We start from the raw sequence: 18,798 nt of genomic DNA on the forward strand, positions 1-18,798 counted from the left end.
GGTCTGTGCGAGGGGTCCGCGCTTGTCGCAGGCCTTGCTGCCTACGACCTGGTCTTCACCCGGGGCACCCCGCCACGGACGGAGGGTTGCCGGACAGCCGGCCGGGGCCTTTTGGCTGTCACTCATGACCTGTCGTCGAACATACGCAACCTGTTCGACGGGATGCAACTCGGGTCCGGATCCCGGACCGGGGGTTTCTTTCCCCGGCCCCGCCCCTTCCCGAAACTGGGGGCTGCGCCCCAGGTCCCCCGCCAGGGGGTGGGAGTGACACCGCGTGTCGCGGCTGCGGGTGCGTTGTGGCTGCTCGCGCCCCGCGGCGGAGCCGCTGATGTCACAGCCCCGCGCCCCTGAAAGCCAAAGCCTGCGGCTCACCGCGCCCGGAGAAAGCACGCGCCCCAGGCAAACCCGCATCCCCAACTGCCCGCAGCTTCCCACCGGCGGGAGGGGACGTGGGCCGGTGCGTCGTATGCCCGGCCTGCGACGGGCTGACGCACCGGCCCACGGCCCCGCACCCACCCACACACCCGCACCCGCACCCGCACCCGCACCCGCACCCGCACCCGACAAACAACCCAGCGTCAGCCGTTACTGACCGCCACCCAGCGGTCCAGGGTCCGCTTCGCCGCCCCGGAGTCAATGGCCTCCCCCGCCTTGGCCATCCCCTCACGAAGCTGGTCCGCGAGCGGACCGGAACCCGGTGTCAGCGCCACCAACGCCGCCGCCGAGTTCAGCAGCACAGCGTCCCGCACAGGCCCGGTCTCCCCGTTCAGCAAGCGCAGCGCCACGTCCGCGTTGTACGAGGCGTCAGCGCCTCGCAACGCCTCCACCGGGACCAACTCGATGCCCACATCCCGCGGATCGAACGTCTCCTCGTGGACCTTTGCGTCCTGTACCACCCAGACGCGCGACGTGGACGTGGTGGTCAGCTCGTCGAGACCGTCGTCGCCGCGGAAGACCAGGGACGAGTTGCCGCGCTCGGCGAACACTCCGGCCATGATGGGCGCCATCCGCGCGTCGGCGACTCCGACGGCCTGCGCCTTCACCCGGGCGGGATTCGTCAACGGCCCGAGGAAGTTGAAGATCGTCCGGATACCCAGCTGCCCCCGCGCGGCGCCCACGTGCCGCATCGCCGGGTGGAACTTCGCCGCGAAGCAAAAAGTGATCCCGGCTTCCTCGGCCACCTCCGCGACCCGCTTCGGCGTCAGCTCCAGGTTGACGCCCAGCTTCTCCAGTACGTCCGAGGCCCCGGAGGCAGACGACGCCGCCCGGTTGCCGTGCTTGACGACCTTCGCGCCGGTACCGGCGATGACGATCGCGGACATGGTGGAGATGTTGACCGTCCTGGCCCCGTCGCCACCCGTACCGACGATGTCGACGGTCTCCCCCGGTACCTGGATGACGTTCGCGTGCTCGTACATCGCCCGAACGCACCCGGTGATCTCGCCGACGGTCTCCCCCTTGGCCCGCAGCGCCACCGCGAACCCGGCGATCTGGGCGTCGGTCGCCTCGCCGCGCATGATCAGGTCCATGGCCCAGGCGGTGTCGTCCGCGCTCAGATCGCGCCCGTCCAGCAGTCCGTTCAGCAGCGCGGGCCAGGAACGGCCCGCCGCGGTGTCGCCTCCAGCGGGGGTCACAGCGTTCATCAGCCGCTCCTGGTCGTCGTACGTCCCGAAAGGTTGGCACCCACCCTATCCAGCCCCGGGGACGGCAAAGAGCCCCGTCCAGGCAATGGACGGGGCTCTTACCGTGGCGAACGATCAGAGATCAGTGGTGGCCGTGGCCGCTCGTGATCTCTCGGTACTCCTCGGCGGTCGGCTTGGGAATCTGGCTGTCCTCGCCGTAGTACGCCTTGCTCAGCTTGGACCTCAGCTTCTGCGGAGCCTTCACCTTGCGCTCGACGCCGTTCTCGTCGACCGTCGGGCCGATCTCGGCCGGCTTGTACTGCTCGTGCGCCGTGAGCACATGCATCTGCTCCTGGCTGAGCGGCTCGTGGACCTCGATGAACTCACCGTGCGGCAGGCGCTTGATGATGCCCGACTCGCGGCCGTGCAGCACCTTGTCCTTGTCGCGGCGCTGGAGGCCGAGACAGATCCGCTTGGTGGCGATGAACGCGACGACCGGCCCGGCGAAGAACCCGATCCGGACGAACCAGGTGACCGCGTTGATCGACAGATGGAAGTGCGTGGCGACGATGTCGTTGCCACCGCCGATCAGCATGATCATGTACGCGGTGATCCACGCGACACCGAAGGCCGTCCGGGTCGGGGCGTTGCGCGGCCGGTCCAGGATGTGGTGCTCGCGTTTGTCCCCGGTGATCCAGGACTCGATGAAGGGATAGAGCGCGATCACTCCGAGGAAGAGACCGAAGAGCACCAGTGGGATGAACACGCCCAGGACGAGCGTATGGCCGGCGAAATTGATCTCCCAGCCGGGCATGGCGCGGATCAGTCCCTCGGCGAAGCCCATGTACCAGTCGGGCTGGGCGCCCGTGGACACTTGGTCCGCGCGATACGGACCCAGATTCCAGATCGGGTTGATGGACGCGACCGCGGCGAGGGCGGAGATGAACCCGAAGACCAGGAAGAAGAAGCCTCCGGCCTTGGCCATGTAGACCGGCAGCAGCGGCATCCCGACGACGTTCTTGTCGCTCCGGCCGGCACCCGCGAACTGCGTGTGCTTGTGGTAGAAGACCAGGATCAGGTGGCCGACCACGAGCCCGAGCATGATGCCGGGCAACAGCAGGATGTGGATCGAGTAGAACCGCGCGACGAAGTCGCCGCCCGGGAACTCCCCGCCGAACAGGAACATCGAGATGTACGTGCCCACGATCGGCGTGGCCAGGATCGCGCCCTGGGTGAAGCGGACACCGGTGCCGGAGAGCAGGTCGTCCGGGAGCGAGTAGCCGGTGAAACCGGTGAACATGCCCAGCACGAACAGCAGGAAGCCGAACAGCCAGTTGATCTCACGCGGCTTGCGGAAGGCGCCGGTGAAGAAGACGCGCATCATGTGCACGAACATGCCGGCCAGGAAGATGATCGCCGCCCAGTGGTGGATCTGCCGGATCAGCAGACCGCCGCGGACGTCGAAGCTGATGTCCAGCGTGGAGGCGTACGCCTCCGACATCAGCTGGCCCTGCATCGGCACATAACTGCCGTGGTACTCGATCTCGTTCATCGACGGGTGGAAGAACAGCGTCAGATACACACCCGTGAGGATGATGATGATGAAGCTGTAGAGGCAGATCTCACCCAGCATGAAGGACCAGTGGTCCGGGAAGATCTTGCGCATGTTGGCCTTGGCCAGGCCGTAGATGCCGAGGCGGCCATCAGCCCAGTCGGCGACCCGCTCGCCCGCGGGTGCCTTGCGGCGATCGTCAGTTGAAGTGCTCATCCGCGCTCCCAGAAAGCAGGACCGACGGGCTCTTCGAAGTCGCCAAGCGCCTGAAGGTAGCCCTCGTCGTTCACGCCGATGCGCAGCTGCGGCAGGGCGTGACCAGCGGGGCCGAAGATCACTCGGGCACCGTCGGAGAGGTCGAAGGTGGACTGGTGACAGGGGCAGAGGACGTGGTGCGTCTGCTGCTCGTACAGGGAGATCGGGCAGCCGACGTGGGTGCAGATCTTCGAGTACGCCACGGTGCCCTCGTGGGACCACTCGAGCTCGCGCTTGTCCTTGATGTCGTCCGGCTGCAGCCGGACGATCATCAGGGCCGCCTTGGCGATCTCGTTCTGGAAATCGTGGTCGTGCTCCTCCAGGCCCTCGGGCTTGGCGAAGGTCAGTGAACCGACCGCGATGTCGGAGGGACGCAGCGGCTCGTTCGTGTTCATGTTGACGAGCAGCTTGCCCTTGGCCCACAGCGTGTGCCGCAGCTTGTCCTCCGGCAGCGGACCGAGGTCGCGCAGCAGGACGACGGCGGACAGCGGGAACAGGGTCAGCGCGCCGAGCATCGTGTTGCGGATCAGCTTGCGGCGGCCGAGCGCGGACTCCTTGGCACCCTGCCGGAAGTCCTCCATGACCTTGGCCTTGACCTCGGGCGTGGCCTCGATCGCGTGCCGCTCGTCGACGAGTTCCACGTCGGACATCAGGGTGCGGGCCCAGTGGACCGCGCCCGCACCGATGCAGAACAGCGCGCTGCCGAGGGTCATGCCCAGCGCGAAGTTCAGCGCGCTGATGTGGCCGAGCGGCCAGACGTAGATCGACTTGTCGACCGGAATCGCCACGAACGCGGCGATGAAGGCGACCGTGGACAGCATCGACACCGTGAACAGCAGGGCGACCGTACGTTCGGACCGCTTGGCGGCCCGCTCGTCGATGTCCTGGATGCGGTGCTCGTGGGGCGGCAGTCCCGGGTCCGCGAACGGGTGCTTCTCGTCGGCGACGGCTACCCCGCCGTTGTCGGCGGCCTGCTCAGCGGGCAGGTTCTCTTCTGGAGTTTCTTGGCTACTCATGACTTCTTGGCCTTTGCGGTCCGGGCGGCGACCCACACGGCGACGGCGATCAGTCCACCGAGACCGAAGATCCAGCCGAACAGGCCCTCGCTGACCGGCCCGAGGCCGCCCAGTTCCAGTCCGCCGGGGCTCTCCGACTTGTCGCTGTTGACCTCGTCCAGGTACGCGATGATGTCCTTCTTGTTCTTCTCCGTCAGCGTGGTGTCGGGGAAGGACGGCATGTTCTGCGGGCCGGTCTGCATGGCCTCGTAGATGTGCTTCGGATCGACGTCTTCCAGCGTCGGGGCGTACTTGCCGTTCGTCAACGCGCCGCCCTTGCCGGTGAAGTTGTGGCACTGCGCGCAGTTGGTACGGAAGAGCTCACCGCCCTTGGCGATGTCCGCGCCCTCCGGGCTGTACTGGTTCTCGGTCGGCACGGAGGGACCGGCACCCAGCGAGGCGATGTACGCCGCGAGCTGGTCGATCTCGGCCTGCGAGTAGATGTTCTTCTTCTGCGGCACCTGAGCGCCGGGCTGCTGCGCCGGCATACGGCCGGTCGCGACCTGGAAGTCCACGGCAGCGGCGCCCACACCCACCAGGCTCGGCCCGTCGGTGGTGCCCTTACCGCCGGTGCCGTGGCAACTGGCGCAGCCGACGGCGTAGAGCTTCTGGCCCTCCTCGATGGTGAGGGTCTGGGCGGTCTCATCGGCCACGGCCTTGTCCGGGGGCGCGACCAGGGTGTAGATCCCCCCGGTGGCCGCCAGCGCGATGAGTAGGACGACGACCGCCGCCAGCGGATGGCGTCGTCGTGCGGAGAGCTTTTTCACGGATTACCCCGGTGTCAGGATCTTCTGCGTCGATGCTTCTGGGATGTGCGCCTGTGGGGCGCTCGGGAGCGGGCCCGGCTACTTGATCATGTAGATCGTGGCGAAGAGGCCGATCCAGACGACATCGACGAAGTGCCAGTAGTAGGACACGACGATGGCGGCGGTTGCCTGCTCGTGCGTGAACCTGTGGGCCGCGTACGTACGCCCCAGGACCAGCAGGAAGGCGACGAGACCACCCGTCACGTGCAGGCCGTGGAAGCCGGTCGTCAGGTAGAACACCGAGCCGTACGGGTCGGACGAGAGCGAGAGGCCCTCGTGCTTGACCAGCTCCGTGTACTCGAAGACCTGACCGCCGATGAAGATCGCACCCATGATGAAGGTGACGATGAACCACATCCGGAGCTTCTTCACATCCCCGCGCTCGGCGGCGAAAACGCCGAGCTGGCAGGTGAGGGAGGAGAGCACCAGGATCGTGGTGTTGACCGCCGAGAACGGGAAGTTGAGGGTGTCCGCCATCTCCTTCCAGTGATCCGGACCGGTCACCGATCGCAGGGTGAAGTACATCGCGAAGAGGGCCGCGAAGAACATCAGCTCGGAACTCAGCCAGATGATGGTTCCGACGCTGGTGAGGTTCGGCCGATTGACCGACGGGTGCGCGTGCCCGGTTTCTACTGTCGTTGCTGTCGCCACGACCGACATTATGTCGGTCGCTTATCCCGCCCTCACCCCGGGGGGTGCCGTTCGGAGTGTCTGTCCGCTGTGCGCTGCTCGGATGACTCGGGGAAGGGGCTACGGACCGGTGTGTAGCAGGTGTCCGAGGGAGTAGCATCCGCGCATCGGTCCATGACCGTATGAACCATGTCCGTACGACGTTCTTACGACGCGAGTCCCGAAGTCACGGAGGAACAATGCAGGCGACCGCCACGGTGCTGGTCTACAGCGACGACTCCAATACGCGGGAGCAGGTGCGGCTCGCCACGGGGCGCCGGCCGGCGAGTGATGTTCCTCAGGTCGAGTTCATCGAGTGTGCGACTCCTGCGGCGGTTCTGAAGGAGCTGGACCGGGGTGGGATCGACGTCTGTGTGCTGGACGGTGAGGCCGTGCCCATGGGCGGCATGGGGATGTGCCGCCAGATCAAGGATGAGGTGTTCAACTGCCCGCCTGTGCTGTTGCTGATCGGGCGGCCTCAGGATGCGTGGCTGGCCACGTGGTCTCGGGCGGATGCGACGGCAATCCTGCCGGTGGAGCCGGTCGACTTCGCGTCGGCGTTGGCTTCCTTGTTGCGGCAGAAGGCCTTGAGCGCCTGAGAGCTCGGTCTCGCTGGCTGTACGGCGGCTGCGGGTAGTTCGTGGCTTGTCGCGCCCACGCGGCGGAGCCGCAAATTGATACAGCCCCGCGCCCCTGACGGGCGCCGCCCCTGAACGTCCGCTCCAGCCGTGCACGTCCGCTCAAGCTGATATCGGGCTCAGGCGTGCTCTGTCCTGTGGGCTTGGGCCCTCTACCAGGGCGCTGCCCTTTTGCCAGTTCTGCCAGTCGAGGTTCCACTCGCCGAAGCCGTTGCCGAAGGCGGGCATCATCTCGCCGTCCGAGTTGACGACCTTGACCAGGTCGCCGGGGCGGACGGTCTTGAAGAACCAGGCGGCGTTCTCGGTGCTCATGCCGGTGCAGCCGTGGCTGACGTTGGCGGAGCCCTGGGAGCCGGTGGACCAGGGGGCGGCGTGGACGTACTCGCCGCTCCAGGTGACGCGGGTGGCGTAGTACACGGGCAGGTCGTAGTTCTCCCCGCTGCCCTCGGCGATGCCGATGCTGGTGCCGCGCATCCGTACGAAGTACTCCTTGCCGAGCACGACCTTGACGCCGTTACGGGTCTCGAAGCCGGACTTGCCGGTGGTGACGGGGATTCGCTTGATCTCCTTGCCGTTCCGGTAGACCGCCATCGAGTGCGCGGCGGCGTCCGTGACGGCCTCGACGCGGTCGCCCGTGGTGAGCTTCAGGGGTTTGGCCTTGCCGCCCCAGAGCCGTTCGGCGACCTTTATGCCGTCGAGGTTGCTGGACGCGCGGATGGTGGCGTGGGCGGGCCAGTACTCCCTGGGGCGGTAGTGCAGGGTCTTGTTGTCCACCCAGTGCCAGGCGCCCTGCACAGCGGGCTGTGAGACGACCTTGAGGGCGCGCTCGACGACCTTGCGGGCAGCCTTGTCCTTGAGGGGGGCGCTGAGTTCGGCCGTGACGGGCTGGCCGACGCCGTACGTACCCGCTTTGGGGCCGAACGTGACACCCAGCCGCTTCTTCGTGCTGGGCCTGCCGGTGTCGAAGGCGAGGACCTTGCGGCCGGGCGCCCCGTCCTCGTTCTCCGTGCTCACGCGCACCGTGTAGCGGGCGCCCGCGGCGAGCGGTGAGGTGCTGTGCCAGCGGGAGCCGTCCGCGGAGAGTTCGCCCGCCACGTACCGTCCGGCGGCGTCGGTGGCCGTCACGTCGGTGATGCGTCCGCCGGAGTCCTCGGCGGTGATTTCCAGGGGCTTGTCCGGGTCGGCCTTCTTGCCGTCGCCCACCGGGGCGTTGAAGGCGATCTGGTCCGTCGCGTCGTACGGACTGGCCGAGAGCGGGTGGCCGTCGGAGCTGCAGGCCGTGACGCCCGCGCCCAGGGTGACCAGCAGTATGGCGCAGCTGGTGACGGTGCGGTTTCGCGGTGAGAGGCTCATGCGTTCAACGTAGGAACGCGTGAGCGCTGTGGCGCGGCGGGTGGCCCGTGTGGGGGATCCGTTGTCCGGCAAACGAGGGAGCCCGGACCCTCCGTGACGGAGTGTCCGGGCTCCAGAGCGCAGAGCGCGTGTTACTGGGTGCGGTTCTCGCCGTGGTAGTACTCGAAGACCCAGCCCCACAGGCCGATCATGATGATCGGCAGCGAGAAGTACAGCAGCCACCAGCCGAAGACGACGCCCATGAAGGCGAGCGCGCCACCGATACCGAGGGAGAGCGGCTGCCAGCTGTGCGGGCTGAAGAAGCCGATCTCACCGGCGTCGTCCGCGACGTCGGCCTCCTTGTTGTCCTGGGCGCCCACGTCGACCCGCCGGGCCGTGAAGGCCAGGTAGTAGCCGATCATGATGCTCAGGCCGAAGCCCAGGAAGAGGGCCGTGGTACCGGCCGGCTCCTTCGACCACACGCCATAGACGATCGCCATGACCAGGATGAAGACGGCCAGCCAGATGAACATCTTGCCTTGGATCTTCACTTGCCGGCCTCCTTGCCACCAGCGAGGGACTTCTCGGCGGGACCGACGTTCTCGAGCTGGTCGATGGCGGCGATCTCCGGGTGGTGCAGGTCGAACGCCGGGGATTCACTGCGGATCCGCGGCAGGGTGAGGAAGTTGTGCCGCGGCGGCGGGCAGGACGTGGCCCACTCCAGCGAGCGGCCGTAGCCCCACGGGTCGTCGACCTCGACCTTCTTGCCGTACTTGGCGGTCTTCCACACGTTGTAGAAGAACGGCAGGACCGACAGGCCGAGCACGAAGGAACTGATCGTCGAGACCGTGTTCAGCGCGGTGAAGCCGTCGGCCGCGAGATAGTCCGCGTACCGCCGTGGCATGCCCTCGGCACCCAGCCAGTGCTGGACGAGGAACGTGCCGTGGAAGCCGATGAACAGCGTCCAGAAGGTGATCTTCCCGAGGCGTTCGTCGAGCATCTTGCCGGTCATCTTCGGCCACCAGAAGTGGAAGCCGGAGAACATCGCGAACACCACCGTGCCGAACACCACGTAGTGGAAGTGCGCCACCACGAAGTACGAGTCCGAGACGTGGAAGTCCATCGGCGGCGAAGCCAGGATGACACCGGTCAGACCACCGAAGGTGAAGGTGATCAGGAAGCCGGTGGCCCACAGCATCGGGGTCTCGAACGACAACGACCCCTTCCACATCGTTCCGATCCAGTTGAAGAACTTCACGCCCGTCGGCACGGCGATCAGGAACGTCATGAAGGAGAAGAACGGCAACAACACGCCGCCGGTGACGTACATGTGGTGCGCCCACACGGTGACCGACAGGCCGGCGATCGCGATGGTCGCGCCGATCAGGCCCATGTAGCCGAACATCGGCTTGCGGGAGAAGACCGGGATGACCTCGGAGATGATGCCGAAGAACGGCAGCGCGATGATGTACACCTCTGGATGGCCGAAGAACCAGAAGAGGTGTTGCCACAGCAATGCGCCGCCGTTGGCCGCGTCGAAGATATGGGCGCCGAACTTGCGGTCCGCCTCCAGCGCCAACAGCGCGGCGGCCAGCACCGGGAAGGCGAGCAGCACCAGCACCGCGGTGAGCAGCACGTTCCACACGAAGATCGGCATGCGGAACATGGTCATGCCCGGTGCGCGCATGCAGATGATGGTGGTGATGAAGTTGACCGCGCCGAGGATGGTGCCGAAGCCGGAGAACGCCAGGCCCATGATCCACATGTCGGCGCCGATGCCCGGCGAGCGGACCGCGTCGGACAGCGGCGAGTACGCAAACCAGCCGAAGTCGGCCGCGCCCTGCGGGGTGAGGAAGCCGCCCACCGCGATCAGCGAGCCGAACAGGTACAGCCAGTAGGCGAACATGTTCAGCCGCGGGAACGCCACATCGGGGGCACCGATCTGCAGCGGCATGATCCAGTTCGTGAAGCCGGCGAACAGCGGCGTCGCGAACATCAGCAGCATGATCGTGCCGTGCATCGTGAACGCCTGGTTGAACTGCTCGTTCGACATGAGCTGGTTGCCGGGGCGGGCCAGCTCGGCGCGCATCAGCAGCGCCATCACGCCGCCGATGACGAAGAACGCGAACGACGTGACCAGATACAGCGTGCCGATCGTCTTGTGGTCCGTGGTGGTGAGCCACTTGACGACGACGTTGCCGGGCTGCTTCCGCCGTACCGGGACCTCGTTCTGGTACGTGTCTTCCGGCGCGGCACCCTGAGGTTCGTTGAGGATGCTCACAGTTGGTTCGTCTCCCGGTTCTTCTCGTGGTCCGTCTGCTCGATACCGGCCGGGACGTAACCGGTCTGGCCCTTCTCCGCGAGCTCCCTGAGGTGGGCCTCGTAACGCTCGGGAGAGACGACCTTCACGTTGAAGAGCATCCGGGAGTGATCGACGCCGCACAGTTCGGCGCACTTGCCGAGGAAGGTGCCCTCCTTGTTGGGGGTCACCTGGAAGGCGTTGGTGTGGCCCGGGATGACGTCCTGCTTCATCAGGAACGGCACCACCCAGAAGGAGTGGATGACGTCACGCGAGGTGAGGACGAATCGGACCGTCTTGCCCTTGGGGAGCCAGAGGGTCGGGCCCGGGTTGCCCGTCTGCGGGTTCTCCGAGCCGGGCGTGCCGACGTCGTAGACGCCGCCGGCGTTCGCCGGGAAGTCGTCCTTGAACCGGGTCGGAATCGCGTCCAGGTTCTCGTCGGTCTTCGCGTCGCCGTCCGAACCTTCGACGTCCTCGACGTAGTTGAAGCCCCAGCTCCACTGGTAGCCCACGACGTTGATCGTCACGTCGGGCTTCTTGGAGGTGTCGAGGAGCTCCGACTCGTCGCGGGCGGTGAAGTAGAAGAGCACCGAGACGATGATGAGCGGGACAACCGTGTACAGCGCCTCGATGGGCATGTTGTACCGGGTCTGCGGGGGAACCTCGACCTTGGTGCGGCTGCGCCGGTGGAAGATGGTGCTCCACAGGATCAGTCCCCACACCAGCACGCCGGTGGCGAGCGCGGCAGCCCAGGAGCCCTGCCACAGGGAGAGGATCCGCGGAGCCTCTTCCGTGGTCGGGGTCGGCATACCGAGGCGGGGGAAGTCTTCCCAGTTGTACGAGCAACCAGAGGCTGTCGCCAGAACCAGGCCCGCAGTCAGTGCCTGCAGCAGCTTCCGCCGGAGCGGGCGCCGCGGCGTGGGGGTACCGCCCGCGCCCCCCGGGGCGTGGGGGAGGTCGGAGCCGTTGGGACTCACGTAGCGCCTTCCCGAGAGTCTCGCCCGCGCGTGTTTGGCTGCGGCCTTCTCGGTGGTCGGTCGCCGCCCTGCGTCGGGCAGGGGTTTGGATGTTTATGCGGACCAAACCCTAGCCGACGCCCTCCGGGGGTTCGCGGGGAGGGGGCCCCTCCGTGCCGCGAGTCGCTCCGCGGGTCACGCCGACGGGTTGGACGCCCTTGGGATCGCTTTTAACCGGCGGGTTTGGGGCGCCTAATAGCTCGGCCGTGCGACTTTGTGAGGCGAGTGCGGGTTGCCTTTGGTTTCTCGCGCAGTTCCCCGCGCCCCTTTGGGGCGCTTAGCGTTGGCCTGTGCCCTATTTTGATGCCGCTTCTTCTGCCCCCCTGCACCCCGTTGCTCGGCAGGCCCTCGTTGCTGCCCTCGACGAGGGGTGGGCTGATCCCGCTCGCCTCTACCGCGAAGGGCGGCGGGCCCGGCTGTTGCTCGATGCGGCGCGGGAAGCCATGGCCGAGGCCGTTGGGTGTCGGGCGGACGAGCTGGTGTTCACCTCATCCGGTACGTCGGCCGTGCATTCCGGGGTCGCGGGAGCGCTGGCGGGACGTCGCCGTGCCGGGCGCCACCTGATCGTGTCTGCTGTCGAACACTCTTCGGTGCTGCATGCGGCGGAGGTTCACCGGGGCGAGGGCGGGTCGGTGACCGAAGTGCCCGTACTGCGTACGGGGGCCGTCTCCCCCGAGGCGTACGCCGACGCGCTCCGGCCCGACACCGCGCTTGCCTGTCTGCAGTCGGCCAACCACGAGGTGGGTACGGAGCAGCCGGTCGCCGCGGTTGCCGCCGCGTGTCGTGCGGCGGGCGTACCGCTGTTGGTGGACGCGGCGCAGTCGTTGGTGTGGGGGCCGGTCGAGGGTGACTGGTCGTTGCTGACGGGCAGCGCCCACAAGTGGGGCGGACCGTCGGGTGTCGGGCTTCTCGTCGTGCGCAAGGGGGTGCGGTACGCGCCTCAAGGCCCCGTCGACGAGCGGGAGTCGGGGCGCGCTCCCGGCTTCGAGAACATCCCCGGCATCGTCGCCGCGGCGGCCTCGCTGCGTGCGGTGCGCGCGGAGGCCGCCGCCGAGTCGGCCCGGCTGCGGGAGTTGACGGACCGGATCCGGGCGCGGGTGCCGGAACTGGTGCCGGATGTGGAGGTGGTGGGCGACCCGGTACGCCGGCTCCCCCACCTGCTCACCTTCTCCTGTCTCTATGTCGACGGAGAGACATTGCTGCACGAGCTCGACCGCGAGGGCTTCTCGGTGTCGTCCGGGTCGTCCTGCACGAGCAGCACGCTGACGCCGAGCCATGTGCTGAAGGCGATGGGGGTGCTGACGGAGGGCAACGTCCGGGTGTCGTTGCCCCTGGGTACGTCCGAGGAAGACGCGGACCGCTTCCTGGAAGTGCTGCCGGGCGCGGTCTCGACGGTCCGCGAGAAGCTGGGCGCTCCGGTCCACGCGCCGAGGGCGCCGGCAGCCGAGGAAGCCCTCACCGTGGACGCCCTCGGGAGGCGCTGTCCCATCCCGGTGATCGAACTCGCGAAGGTCATCGACGACGTACCCCTGGGCGGCACGATCCGCGTCCTCTCGGACGACGAGGCGGCCCGCCTGGACATCCCGGCGTGGTGCGCGATGCGGGGCCAGGAGTACGTCGGGGAGGAGCCGGCGGACCACGGTTCGGCTTACGTGGTCCGCCGTACGTCGTAGCCGGGCGACTGCCGGGCCGGGTGTCAGGCCAGGTGGGCCTGGACCTCCGCCGCCGCGTCATGGCCGTACGCCTTGGTGAAGCGGTCCATGAAGTGCGTACGGCGCAGCTCGTACTCCTGGGTGCCGGTGGTCTCGATGACCAGCGTGGCGAGCATGCAGCCGACCTGGGCGGCGCGCTCGTGCGACACGCCCCAGGCCAGGCCCGAGAGGAAGCCCGCGCGGAACGCGTCGCCGACGCCCGTCGGGTCGACCTTCGCCGTCTCCTCGGCGGTGCCGATCTCGATGGTCTCCTCGCCGACGGCCTCGATGCGGACGCCGCGCGCGCCGAGCGTCGTCACACGGTGACCGACCTTGGAGAGGATCTCGGCGTCCGTCCAGCCGGTCTTGGACTCGATGAGCCCCTTCTCGTACTCGTTCGAGAAGAGGTACGTCGCGCCGTCCAGCAGTATGCGGATCTCCTCGCCGTCCATGCGCGCGATCTGCTGGGAGAAGTCGGCCGCGAAGGGGATCGCCCGAGTACGGCACTCCTCGGTGTGCCGGAGCATCGCCTCGGGGTCGTCCGCGCCGATGAGGACGAGGTCGAGCCCGCCGACGCGGTCGGCGACCGACTTGAGCTCGATGAGCCGGGCCTCGCTCATGGCGCCGGTGTAGAACGAGCCGATCTGGTTGTGGTCGGCGTCCGTGGTGCAGACGAAGCGCGCGGTGTGCAGCACCTCGGAGATGCGTACGGACGCGGTGTCGACGCCGTGCCGGTCCAGCCAGGCCCGGTACTCGTCGAAGTCGGCGCCCGCGGCTCCGACCAGGATCGGCGAGGATCCGAGCTGGCCCATGCCGAAGGCGATGTTGGCGCCCACACCTCCCCGGCGTACTTCGAGGGAGTCGACCAGGAACGAGAGCGAGACCGTGTGCAGCTGGTCCCCGACCAACTGGTCGGCGAAGCGCCCCGGGAAGGTCATGAGGTGGTCGTTGGCGATGGAGCCGGTGACTGCGATACGCACGGCTAGGACACACTCCTGCGAGGAGGGAGATTGACAGTTCACGCTATCGGGTCGGCTCCGCTACTTCGAAGCGGGCAGAACTACCCGATAGTAGGGCTTTTGCCGTAGGCCTTGCGGTGCTTACGGTTCCAATATGACGAACCTCAAGATCCACGGCTCCGCTCCGCTCGGCCTCGAGGGGTCTCTTGACCTCGAGGGCGGCCTCGCGGAGCTGCGCGGCGACTGCGCCCGGATGGTTCCGCACTGGGCCGCACCCGCCCGGATCGCTCCCCTCCCGGTGTCCCCGTCACTCATCCATGGGGTAACGGTTCCGCCGACGTCCGCGCGACTGCTGGACGCGATGTCGGACTACGGGGACTGAACGCTCCGCTGGGTTGCGCGGTTCCAAGCTGCGGGTTCGTTGTGGCTTGTCACGCCCACGGGGTGGAGTCCCCACATTGACACAGCCCCGCCCCTGAAAGGGCGCGATACCGCACCGGACTTCGGCAGGCCTGCTCAGGAAGGAACCCGGAGGGAACCATGAGCTCCCCCGCCGCGTCCCATCGCTGTCCCCCGTAAAGGGGAGACGGGATACGACCCTGCTGCGCCCTGCCCTGTCAGGGCTGGGTCTCATGGGACCGCGGTGCGGTAGAAGGAGCGATGCGGTGAACACCGAGCGACCCGATGACGATGCCGTCCGGGAGGACGACGCCCCGGACGAAACGGTCGGGGCAGAGGCCGCCCAGGACGGAGCGGTCGGGGCAGAGGCCGCCCAGGACGGAGCGGTCGGGGCAGAGGCCGCCCAGGATGGAACGGTCCCGGAGGAGGCTGCCCAGCACGAACCCGTCGGGGCCGAGGTCGCCCGAGACGAAACCGTCCTGGAAAAAGCCGCCCCGGACGAAACCATCGGAGACAAGGCGGCACGGCACGAACCCGTCCGGGCCGAGGCCGACCGAGACGAAACCGCCCTGGAAAAAGCCGCCCCGGACGAAACCATCGAGGACGAGGCTGCGCGGGAGGAACACGTCGGGGACGAGGCAGCGCGGGACGAAACCGTCGGGGCCGAGGCCGCCCGAGACGAAACCGTCCGGGCCGAGGCCGCCCGAGGCGAGGCCCGTCAGGACGAGGTCGTCCGGGACGAAGCCGGCCGCGACGAACCCGGCCCGCCGCGCCGGAGGCGTTCCGTGGTCGTCGCCGCATCGGTCGCAGCCGCGGTGCTGGTCTTCGGGGGCGGCGGGGCGTACTTCGCCACGAGCGCGTCTGGTGGCGGTGGCTCGGATGACCGGGGTGGATCCGGCACGGCGGGAGGCGACGGCGATCCGCCGCCGCTCGCCCTGGACGGCTACACCGAGAGCGGTACTGGCGACCCGAACGGCATCGCGCCCGGCGAGCCCGACCCGAACGGCACGAAGTACCGCTTCGAGGGCGAGGTCCCGGAGGGCCCCGGCTCCGCGCCCGTGTACCGCACGAAGGGCGAGGTCACGGCGGCCGAGGTGGCCCGCCTTGCGAAGGCCCTCGGCGTGCAGGGCAAGCCGACAGCGGAGGGCGAGGCCTGGAAGGTCGGGGCCGCCAAGGACGGTTCGGGACCGGGTCTTCAGGTGAACAAGAAGGCGCCCGGCATCTGGACGTACAGCCGCTCTGTCCCCGGCACCGTCCCCTGCGAGAGCACCACGGTGTGCGAGAGCGACGCGACCTCCCCGGACGCCAAGGCCGACCCGGTGAGCGTGGACGCCGCGAAGAAGGCCGCCGCGCCCGTCCTGAAGGCGATCGGCCAGGACGACGCGAAACTGGACGCGAGCCAGCTCATGGGCACGAAGCGCGTGGTGAACGCCGAGCCGGAGGTCGGCGGGCTGCCGACGTACGGCTGGACGACCGGTGTCCAGATCGGCGCGGACGGTCAGGTCGTGGGCGGCAGCGGCCAGTTGAAGGCACCGGTGAAGGGCGACACGTACCCGGTGCTCGGTGCCGAGCAGACACTCGACCTGCTGAACCGGTCCGCGGGCGACGGGCGGGTGGGTATCGGCGGGTGCGCCACACCCGCACCCCTGGAGGACGGGGAGAAGGGGGCGGACGATGTCACGTGCGGGCCGTCGACCTTGAAGTTCACACCCTCTGCGGTAGTCGAGGGCGCCACCTTCGGTCTGGCGTCGCACTTCGTGGACGGACAGCAGGCGCTGGTGCCGTCCTGGCTCTTCGAGGTACGGACCGAGGGGGCCGAGGAGAGCTACACGGTGACGCATCCGGCGGTCGAGCCGAGGTATCTGACCTCTCCGGACCAGCCGGGGAACACTCCGGCCCCTCCGACCGCGAAGCCCGGAGAACCCGGTGACGATCCGAGCGCCGCGCCGTCCCAGCGGAACGTCAGGGTCGAGGGCTACAGCGCGGACGACACAAAGCTGACCGTGCGCTTCACGGGCGGTGTGTGCAGTGACTACTCGGCGTCGGCCGAGGAGACGGGCAGGACCGTGACGGTCAAGGTGACCGAGACACCGTGGAAGGACAAGGTCTGCATCATGATCGCGAAGACCTTCCACAAGACGGTGGACCTGAAGGAGCCGCTCGGCGACCGCAAGGTCGTGGGCACGGACGGCAAGGCGCTGCCGCTGGAGAAGGACCTGCCGAAGCTGACGAAGTAGACGATGTAGGCCTGCCGAGCAGGGCCTGAACCCGCGAAGGCGGCGCCCCGTTGGAGGGGGCGCCGCCTTTCTGCGTCACACGGCCTTCTGCACTGGAACGTACGAGGCCGGGCTCCGGGTCAGCTGAAGGAGTCGCCGCAGGCGCAGGAACCCGTCGCGTTCGGGTTGTCGATCGTGAAGCCCTGCTTCTCGATCGTGTCCACGAAGTCGATGGAGGCACCGCCCAGGTACGGAGCGCTCATACGGTCGGTGACGACCTTCACACCGCCGAACTCCTTGACGACATCGCCGTCGAGGGAGCGCTCGTCGAAGAAGAGCTGGTACCGCAGGCCGGAGCAGCCGCCGGGCTGAACGGCGACGCGCAGCGCCAGATCGTCGCGGCCCTCCTGCTCGAGCAGGCCCTTGACCTTGGCCGCGGCGGCGTCCGACAGGAGGATGCCGTCGCTCACGGTGGTGGTCTCGTCCGATACGGACATCTGCTTCTCTCCCGGGTTGTACGGAGACTGCTTGCCGACGGTTGCAACCGGCGGGGCCGCGGATTCATTCCGGGCCGAGCGCGTGTCTTTCGCTTGCTCCTTCATGCTCGCACATGCGGTCGGCAGCGGAAAATGTCCTGTGGACAAGCCAGGAGCCGAGCCCGAGGCCTGTGGACAAGCCCGGTACACCCCCGCGCTTACGCCCTGCCGTGCCGGGTGAACGCCCTTCTGTACGCCTTCTCGCAACCTGTCCTTCCGCCGCCTCTCACCGGCTCGGAACCGGCTGGGAACCCACTGGAAAGCGGCGGGATTCACGTCACATCGACAATATGGGCATCGTCAAACTGACGTGAAGCGGTTATGATAGATAACGTCAATTCGACGAAAAGGCTTGTCCCGCTTGATCGTTCCAGGTGATTCAAGCGAGCCGCAGAACAGAAAGGGTGCGTGTTTCGTGACCACCGCCCAGACCCAGGAGCTCGACGTACAGCCGACGCCCCTCGCCCTGCTGCTGCTCGGCCGCGAGGCCGACCCGAGGAGCGAGCGCGGCGTCGAGTGTCCCGGTGACCTGCCCTCGCCGTCCGACCCGGACCTGGTCGAGCGCGCCCGCGCGGCCAAGGAGAGGCTCGGGGACAAGGTCTTCGTGCTCGGCCACCACTACCAGCGCGACGAGGTCATCCAGTTCGCGGATGTCACCGGGGACTCCTTCAAGCTGGCCCGGGACGCGGCCGCGCGCCCGGAGGCCGAGTACATCGTGTTCTGCGGCGTGCACTTCATGGCGGAGTCCGCGGACATCCTGACGTCCGACGACCAGAAAGTCGTCCTCCCCGACCTCGCCGCCGGCTGCTCCATGGCCGACATGGCGACGGCCGAGCAGGTCGCCGAGTGCTGGGACGTGCTGACCGAGGCCGGGATATCCGAGCAGGTCGTCCCCGTCTCGTACATGAACTCGTCCGCGGACATCAAGGCGTTCACGGGCAAGCACGGCGGCACGATCTGTACGTCGTCCAATGCCAAGCGGGCCCTGGAGTGGGCCTTCGAGCAGGGCGAGAAGGTACTCTTCCTGCCCGACCAGCACCTGGGCCGGAACACCGCGGTGCGGGACATGGGCATGTCTCTGGAGGACTGCGTCGTCTACAACCCGCACAAGCCGAACGGCGGGCTGACCACCGACCAGCTGCGGGCCGCGAAGATGATCCTGTGGCGCGGCCACTGCTCGGTGCACGGCCGCTTCAGCCTCGAGTCGGTCGAGGACGTACGGGCCCGGATCCCCGGCGTGAACGTCCTCGTCCACCCCGAGTGCAAGCACGAGGTGGTCGCCGCGGCGGACTACGTAGGTTCGACCGAGCACATCATCAAGACCCTGGAGGCGGCTCCGGCGGGCTCCAAGTGGGCCATCGGCACGGAGCTGAACCTGGTCCGCCGCCTGGCGAACCGTTTCGCATCCGAGGGCAAGGAGATCGTCTTCCTCGACAAGACGGTCTGCTTCTGCTCGACGATGAACCGCATCGATCTCCCCCACCTGGTGTGGGCGCTGGAGTCCCTGGCCGAGGGCAACCTCGTGAACCGCATCGAGGTCGACCGGGAGACCGAGCAGTTCGCGAAGCTGGCGCTGGAGCGGATGCTGGCGCTGCCGTAACCCGGTGACCGACCCCGCTCACCCCGAGGCGGGCTTCTGCTCGGGGTGAGCGGTGCCCGTACGTGAACGTACGGAGCACCACCAACCCATCAGACGCCCGTCGACTCCGGCTCCCCGGACTCCGCCGGCTGGGACGGCGGAGCCGCCCGCTTC

The 18,798-nt window shown here is 67.9% G+C and carries 16 protein-coding genes and 1 riboswitch; of the genes, 5 read left to right on the forward strand and 11 right to left on the reverse strand.

Going from position 1 to position 18,798, the window contains the following annotated elements; genetic code table 11:
* Nucleotides 1-13 precede the first annotated feature (13 nt).
* Nucleotides 14-130: riboswitch (SAM riboswitch) on the reverse strand.
* 448 nt (nt 131-578) lie between these two features.
* From trpD to ctaE, 5 genes are all read right to left on the reverse strand, one after another.
* Nucleotides 579-1,643, reverse strand: coding sequence for an anthranilate phosphoribosyltransferase (gene trpD / locus ABD357_RS22500; RefSeq protein ID WP_344392388.1), 1,065 nt, complete (start codon nt 1,641-1,643; stop codon nt 579-581).
* Between the two features lie 121 nt (nt 1,644-1,764).
* Nucleotides 1,765-3,390 (reverse strand): cytochrome bc1 complex cytochrome b subunit, encoded by a 1,626-nt coding sequence (gene qcrB, locus ABD357_RS22505; protein WP_344392390.1) that lies wholly within the window; start codon nt 3,388-3,390, stop codon nt 1,765-1,767.
* A complete protein-coding gene (gene qcrA / locus ABD357_RS22510; RefSeq protein ID WP_344392392.1) occupies nt 3,387-4,445 on the reverse strand; it encodes a cytochrome bc1 complex Rieske iron-sulfur subunit in 1,059 nt (352 codons plus the stop codon). The genes qcrB and qcrA overlap by 4 nt, the downstream gene beginning before the upstream one ends.
* Entirely contained in the window at nt 4,442-5,251 is an 810-nt protein-coding gene (gene qcrC / locus ABD357_RS22515) for a cytochrome bc1 complex diheme cytochrome c subunit (protein ID WP_344392394.1), read from the reverse strand. Before qcrC ends, qcrA begins: the two co-directional genes overlap by 4 nt.
* 78 nt (nt 5,252-5,329) lie before the next feature.
* Nucleotides 5,330-5,950 carry an aa3-type cytochrome oxidase subunit III gene (gene ctaE, locus ABD357_RS22520; RefSeq protein WP_344392395.1) on the reverse strand — a complete coding sequence of 207 codons (621 nt, stop codon included), beginning with the start codon at nt 5,948-5,950 and terminating at the stop codon, nt 5,330-5,332.
* A 209-nt stretch (nt 5,951-6,159) separates the two neighbouring features.
* Here ctaE and ABD357_RS22525 point away from each other — a divergent pair, with 209 nt between their 5' ends.
* A complete protein-coding gene (locus tag ABD357_RS22525; protein WP_344392396.1) occupies nt 6,160-6,558 on the forward strand; it encodes a response regulator in 399 nt (132 codons plus the stop codon).
* A 141-nt stretch (nt 6,559-6,699) separates the two neighbouring features.
* On the opposite strand, the gene ABD357_RS22530 is transcribed toward ABD357_RS22525, so the two are convergent.
* From ABD357_RS22530 to ctaC, 4 genes are all read right to left on the reverse strand, one after another.
* Nucleotides 6,700-7,950, reverse strand: coding sequence for a L,D-transpeptidase (locus tag ABD357_RS22530; RefSeq protein WP_344392397.1), 1,251 nt, complete (start codon nt 7,948-7,950; stop codon nt 6,700-6,702).
* 131 nt (nt 7,951-8,081) lie between these two features.
* A complete protein-coding gene (locus ABD357_RS22535; protein ID WP_344392398.1) occupies nt 8,082-8,480 on the reverse strand; it encodes a cytochrome c oxidase subunit 4 in 399 nt (132 codons plus the stop codon).
* Nucleotides 8,477-10,210 (reverse strand): aa3-type cytochrome oxidase subunit I, encoded by a 1,734-nt coding sequence (gene ctaD / locus ABD357_RS22540; RefSeq protein ID WP_344392400.1) that lies wholly within the window; start codon nt 10,208-10,210, stop codon nt 8,477-8,479. The genes ABD357_RS22535 and ctaD overlap by 4 nt, the downstream gene beginning before the upstream one ends.
* Nucleotides 10,207-11,205, reverse strand: a complete 999-nt coding sequence (gene ctaC / locus ABD357_RS22545; RefSeq protein WP_344392401.1) for an aa3-type cytochrome oxidase subunit II — start codon at nt 11,203-11,205, stop codon at nt 10,207-10,209. The genes ctaD and ctaC overlap by 4 nt, the downstream gene beginning before the upstream one ends.
* Before the next feature lie 329 nt (nt 11,206-11,534).
* On the opposite strand from ctaC, the gene ABD357_RS22550 reads away from it, so the two are divergent.
* The gene (locus ABD357_RS22550) at nt 11,535-12,917 is read left to right on the forward strand and encodes a cysteine desulfurase/sulfurtransferase TusA family protein (RefSeq protein ID WP_344392404.1); all 1,383 of its coding nucleotides are present in this window, start codon (nt 11,535-11,537) and stop codon (nt 12,915-12,917) included.
* A gap of 23 nt (nt 12,918-12,940) precedes the next feature.
* Here the strand turns inward: ABD357_RS22550 and ABD357_RS22555 are convergent, their stop codons facing one another.
* On the reverse strand, nt 12,941-13,915 hold the full coding sequence (locus ABD357_RS22555; RefSeq protein WP_344392406.1) for a carbohydrate kinase family protein: 975 nt from the start codon (nt 13,913-13,915) through the stop codon (nt 12,941-12,943).
* Between the two features lie 133 nt (nt 13,916-14,048).
* On the opposite strand from ABD357_RS22555, the gene ABD357_RS22560 reads away from it, so the two are divergent.
* On the forward strand, nt 14,049-14,276 hold the full coding sequence (locus ABD357_RS22560) for a hypothetical protein (protein ID WP_344392408.1): 228 nt from the start codon (nt 14,049-14,051) through the stop codon (nt 14,274-14,276).
* 283 nt (nt 14,277-14,559) lie between these two features.
* Entirely contained in the window at nt 14,560-16,530 is a 1,971-nt protein-coding gene (locus ABD357_RS22565; RefSeq protein WP_344392410.1) for a hypothetical protein, read from the forward strand.
* Nucleotides 16,531-16,649: 119 nt separating this feature from the next.
* On the opposite strand, the gene ABD357_RS22570 is transcribed toward ABD357_RS22565, so the two are convergent.
* A complete protein-coding gene (locus ABD357_RS22570) occupies nt 16,650-17,006 on the reverse strand; it encodes a HesB/IscA family protein (protein ID WP_165262550.1) in 357 nt (118 codons plus the stop codon).
* A gap of 454 nt (nt 17,007-17,460) precedes the next feature.
* On the opposite strand from ABD357_RS22570, the gene nadA reads away from it, so the two are divergent.
* Entirely contained in the window at nt 17,461-18,645 is a 1,185-nt protein-coding gene (nadA, locus tag ABD357_RS22575) for a quinolinate synthase NadA (RefSeq protein ID WP_344392412.1), read from the forward strand.
* The last annotated feature ends 153 nt before the right edge of the window (nt 18,646-18,798 follow it).

Source organism: Streptomyces vastus, assembly GCF_039532825.1.
Taxonomy (GTDB): domain Bacteria; phylum Actinomycetota; class Actinomycetes; order Streptomycetales; family Streptomycetaceae; genus Streptomyces; species Streptomyces vastus.

Bases quoted from the DNA above. Each gene is read 5' to 3' on its own strand.
- trpD (WP_344392388.1), bottom strand. From the start codon at position 1,643: ATGAACGCTGTGACCCCCGCTGGAGGCGACACCGCGGCGGGCCGTTCC.
- qcrB (WP_344392390.1), bottom strand. From the start codon at position 3,390: ATGAGCACTTCAACTGACGATCGCCGCAAGGCACCCGCGGGCGAGCGG.
- qcrA (WP_344392392.1), bottom strand. From the start codon at position 4,445: ATGAGTAGCCAAGAAACTCCAGAAGAGAACCTGCCCGCTGAGCAGGCC.
- ctaE (WP_344392395.1), bottom strand. From the start codon at position 5,950: ATGTCGGTCGTGGCGACAGCAACGACAGTAGAAACCGGGCACGCGCAC.
- ABD357_RS22525 (WP_344392396.1), top strand. From the start codon at position 6,160: ATGCAGGCGACCGCCACGGTGCTGGTCTACAGCGACGACTCCAATACG.
- ABD357_RS22530 (WP_344392397.1), bottom strand. From the start codon at position 7,950: ATGAGCCTCTCACCGCGAAACCGCACCGTCACCAGCTGCGCCATACTG.
- ABD357_RS22560 (WP_344392408.1), top strand. From the start codon at position 14,049: ATGACGAACCTCAAGATCCACGGCTCCGCTCCGCTCGGCCTCGAGGGG.
- ABD357_RS22570 (WP_165262550.1), bottom strand. From the start codon at position 17,006: ATGTCCGTATCGGACGAGACCACCACCGTGAGCGACGGCATCCTCCTG.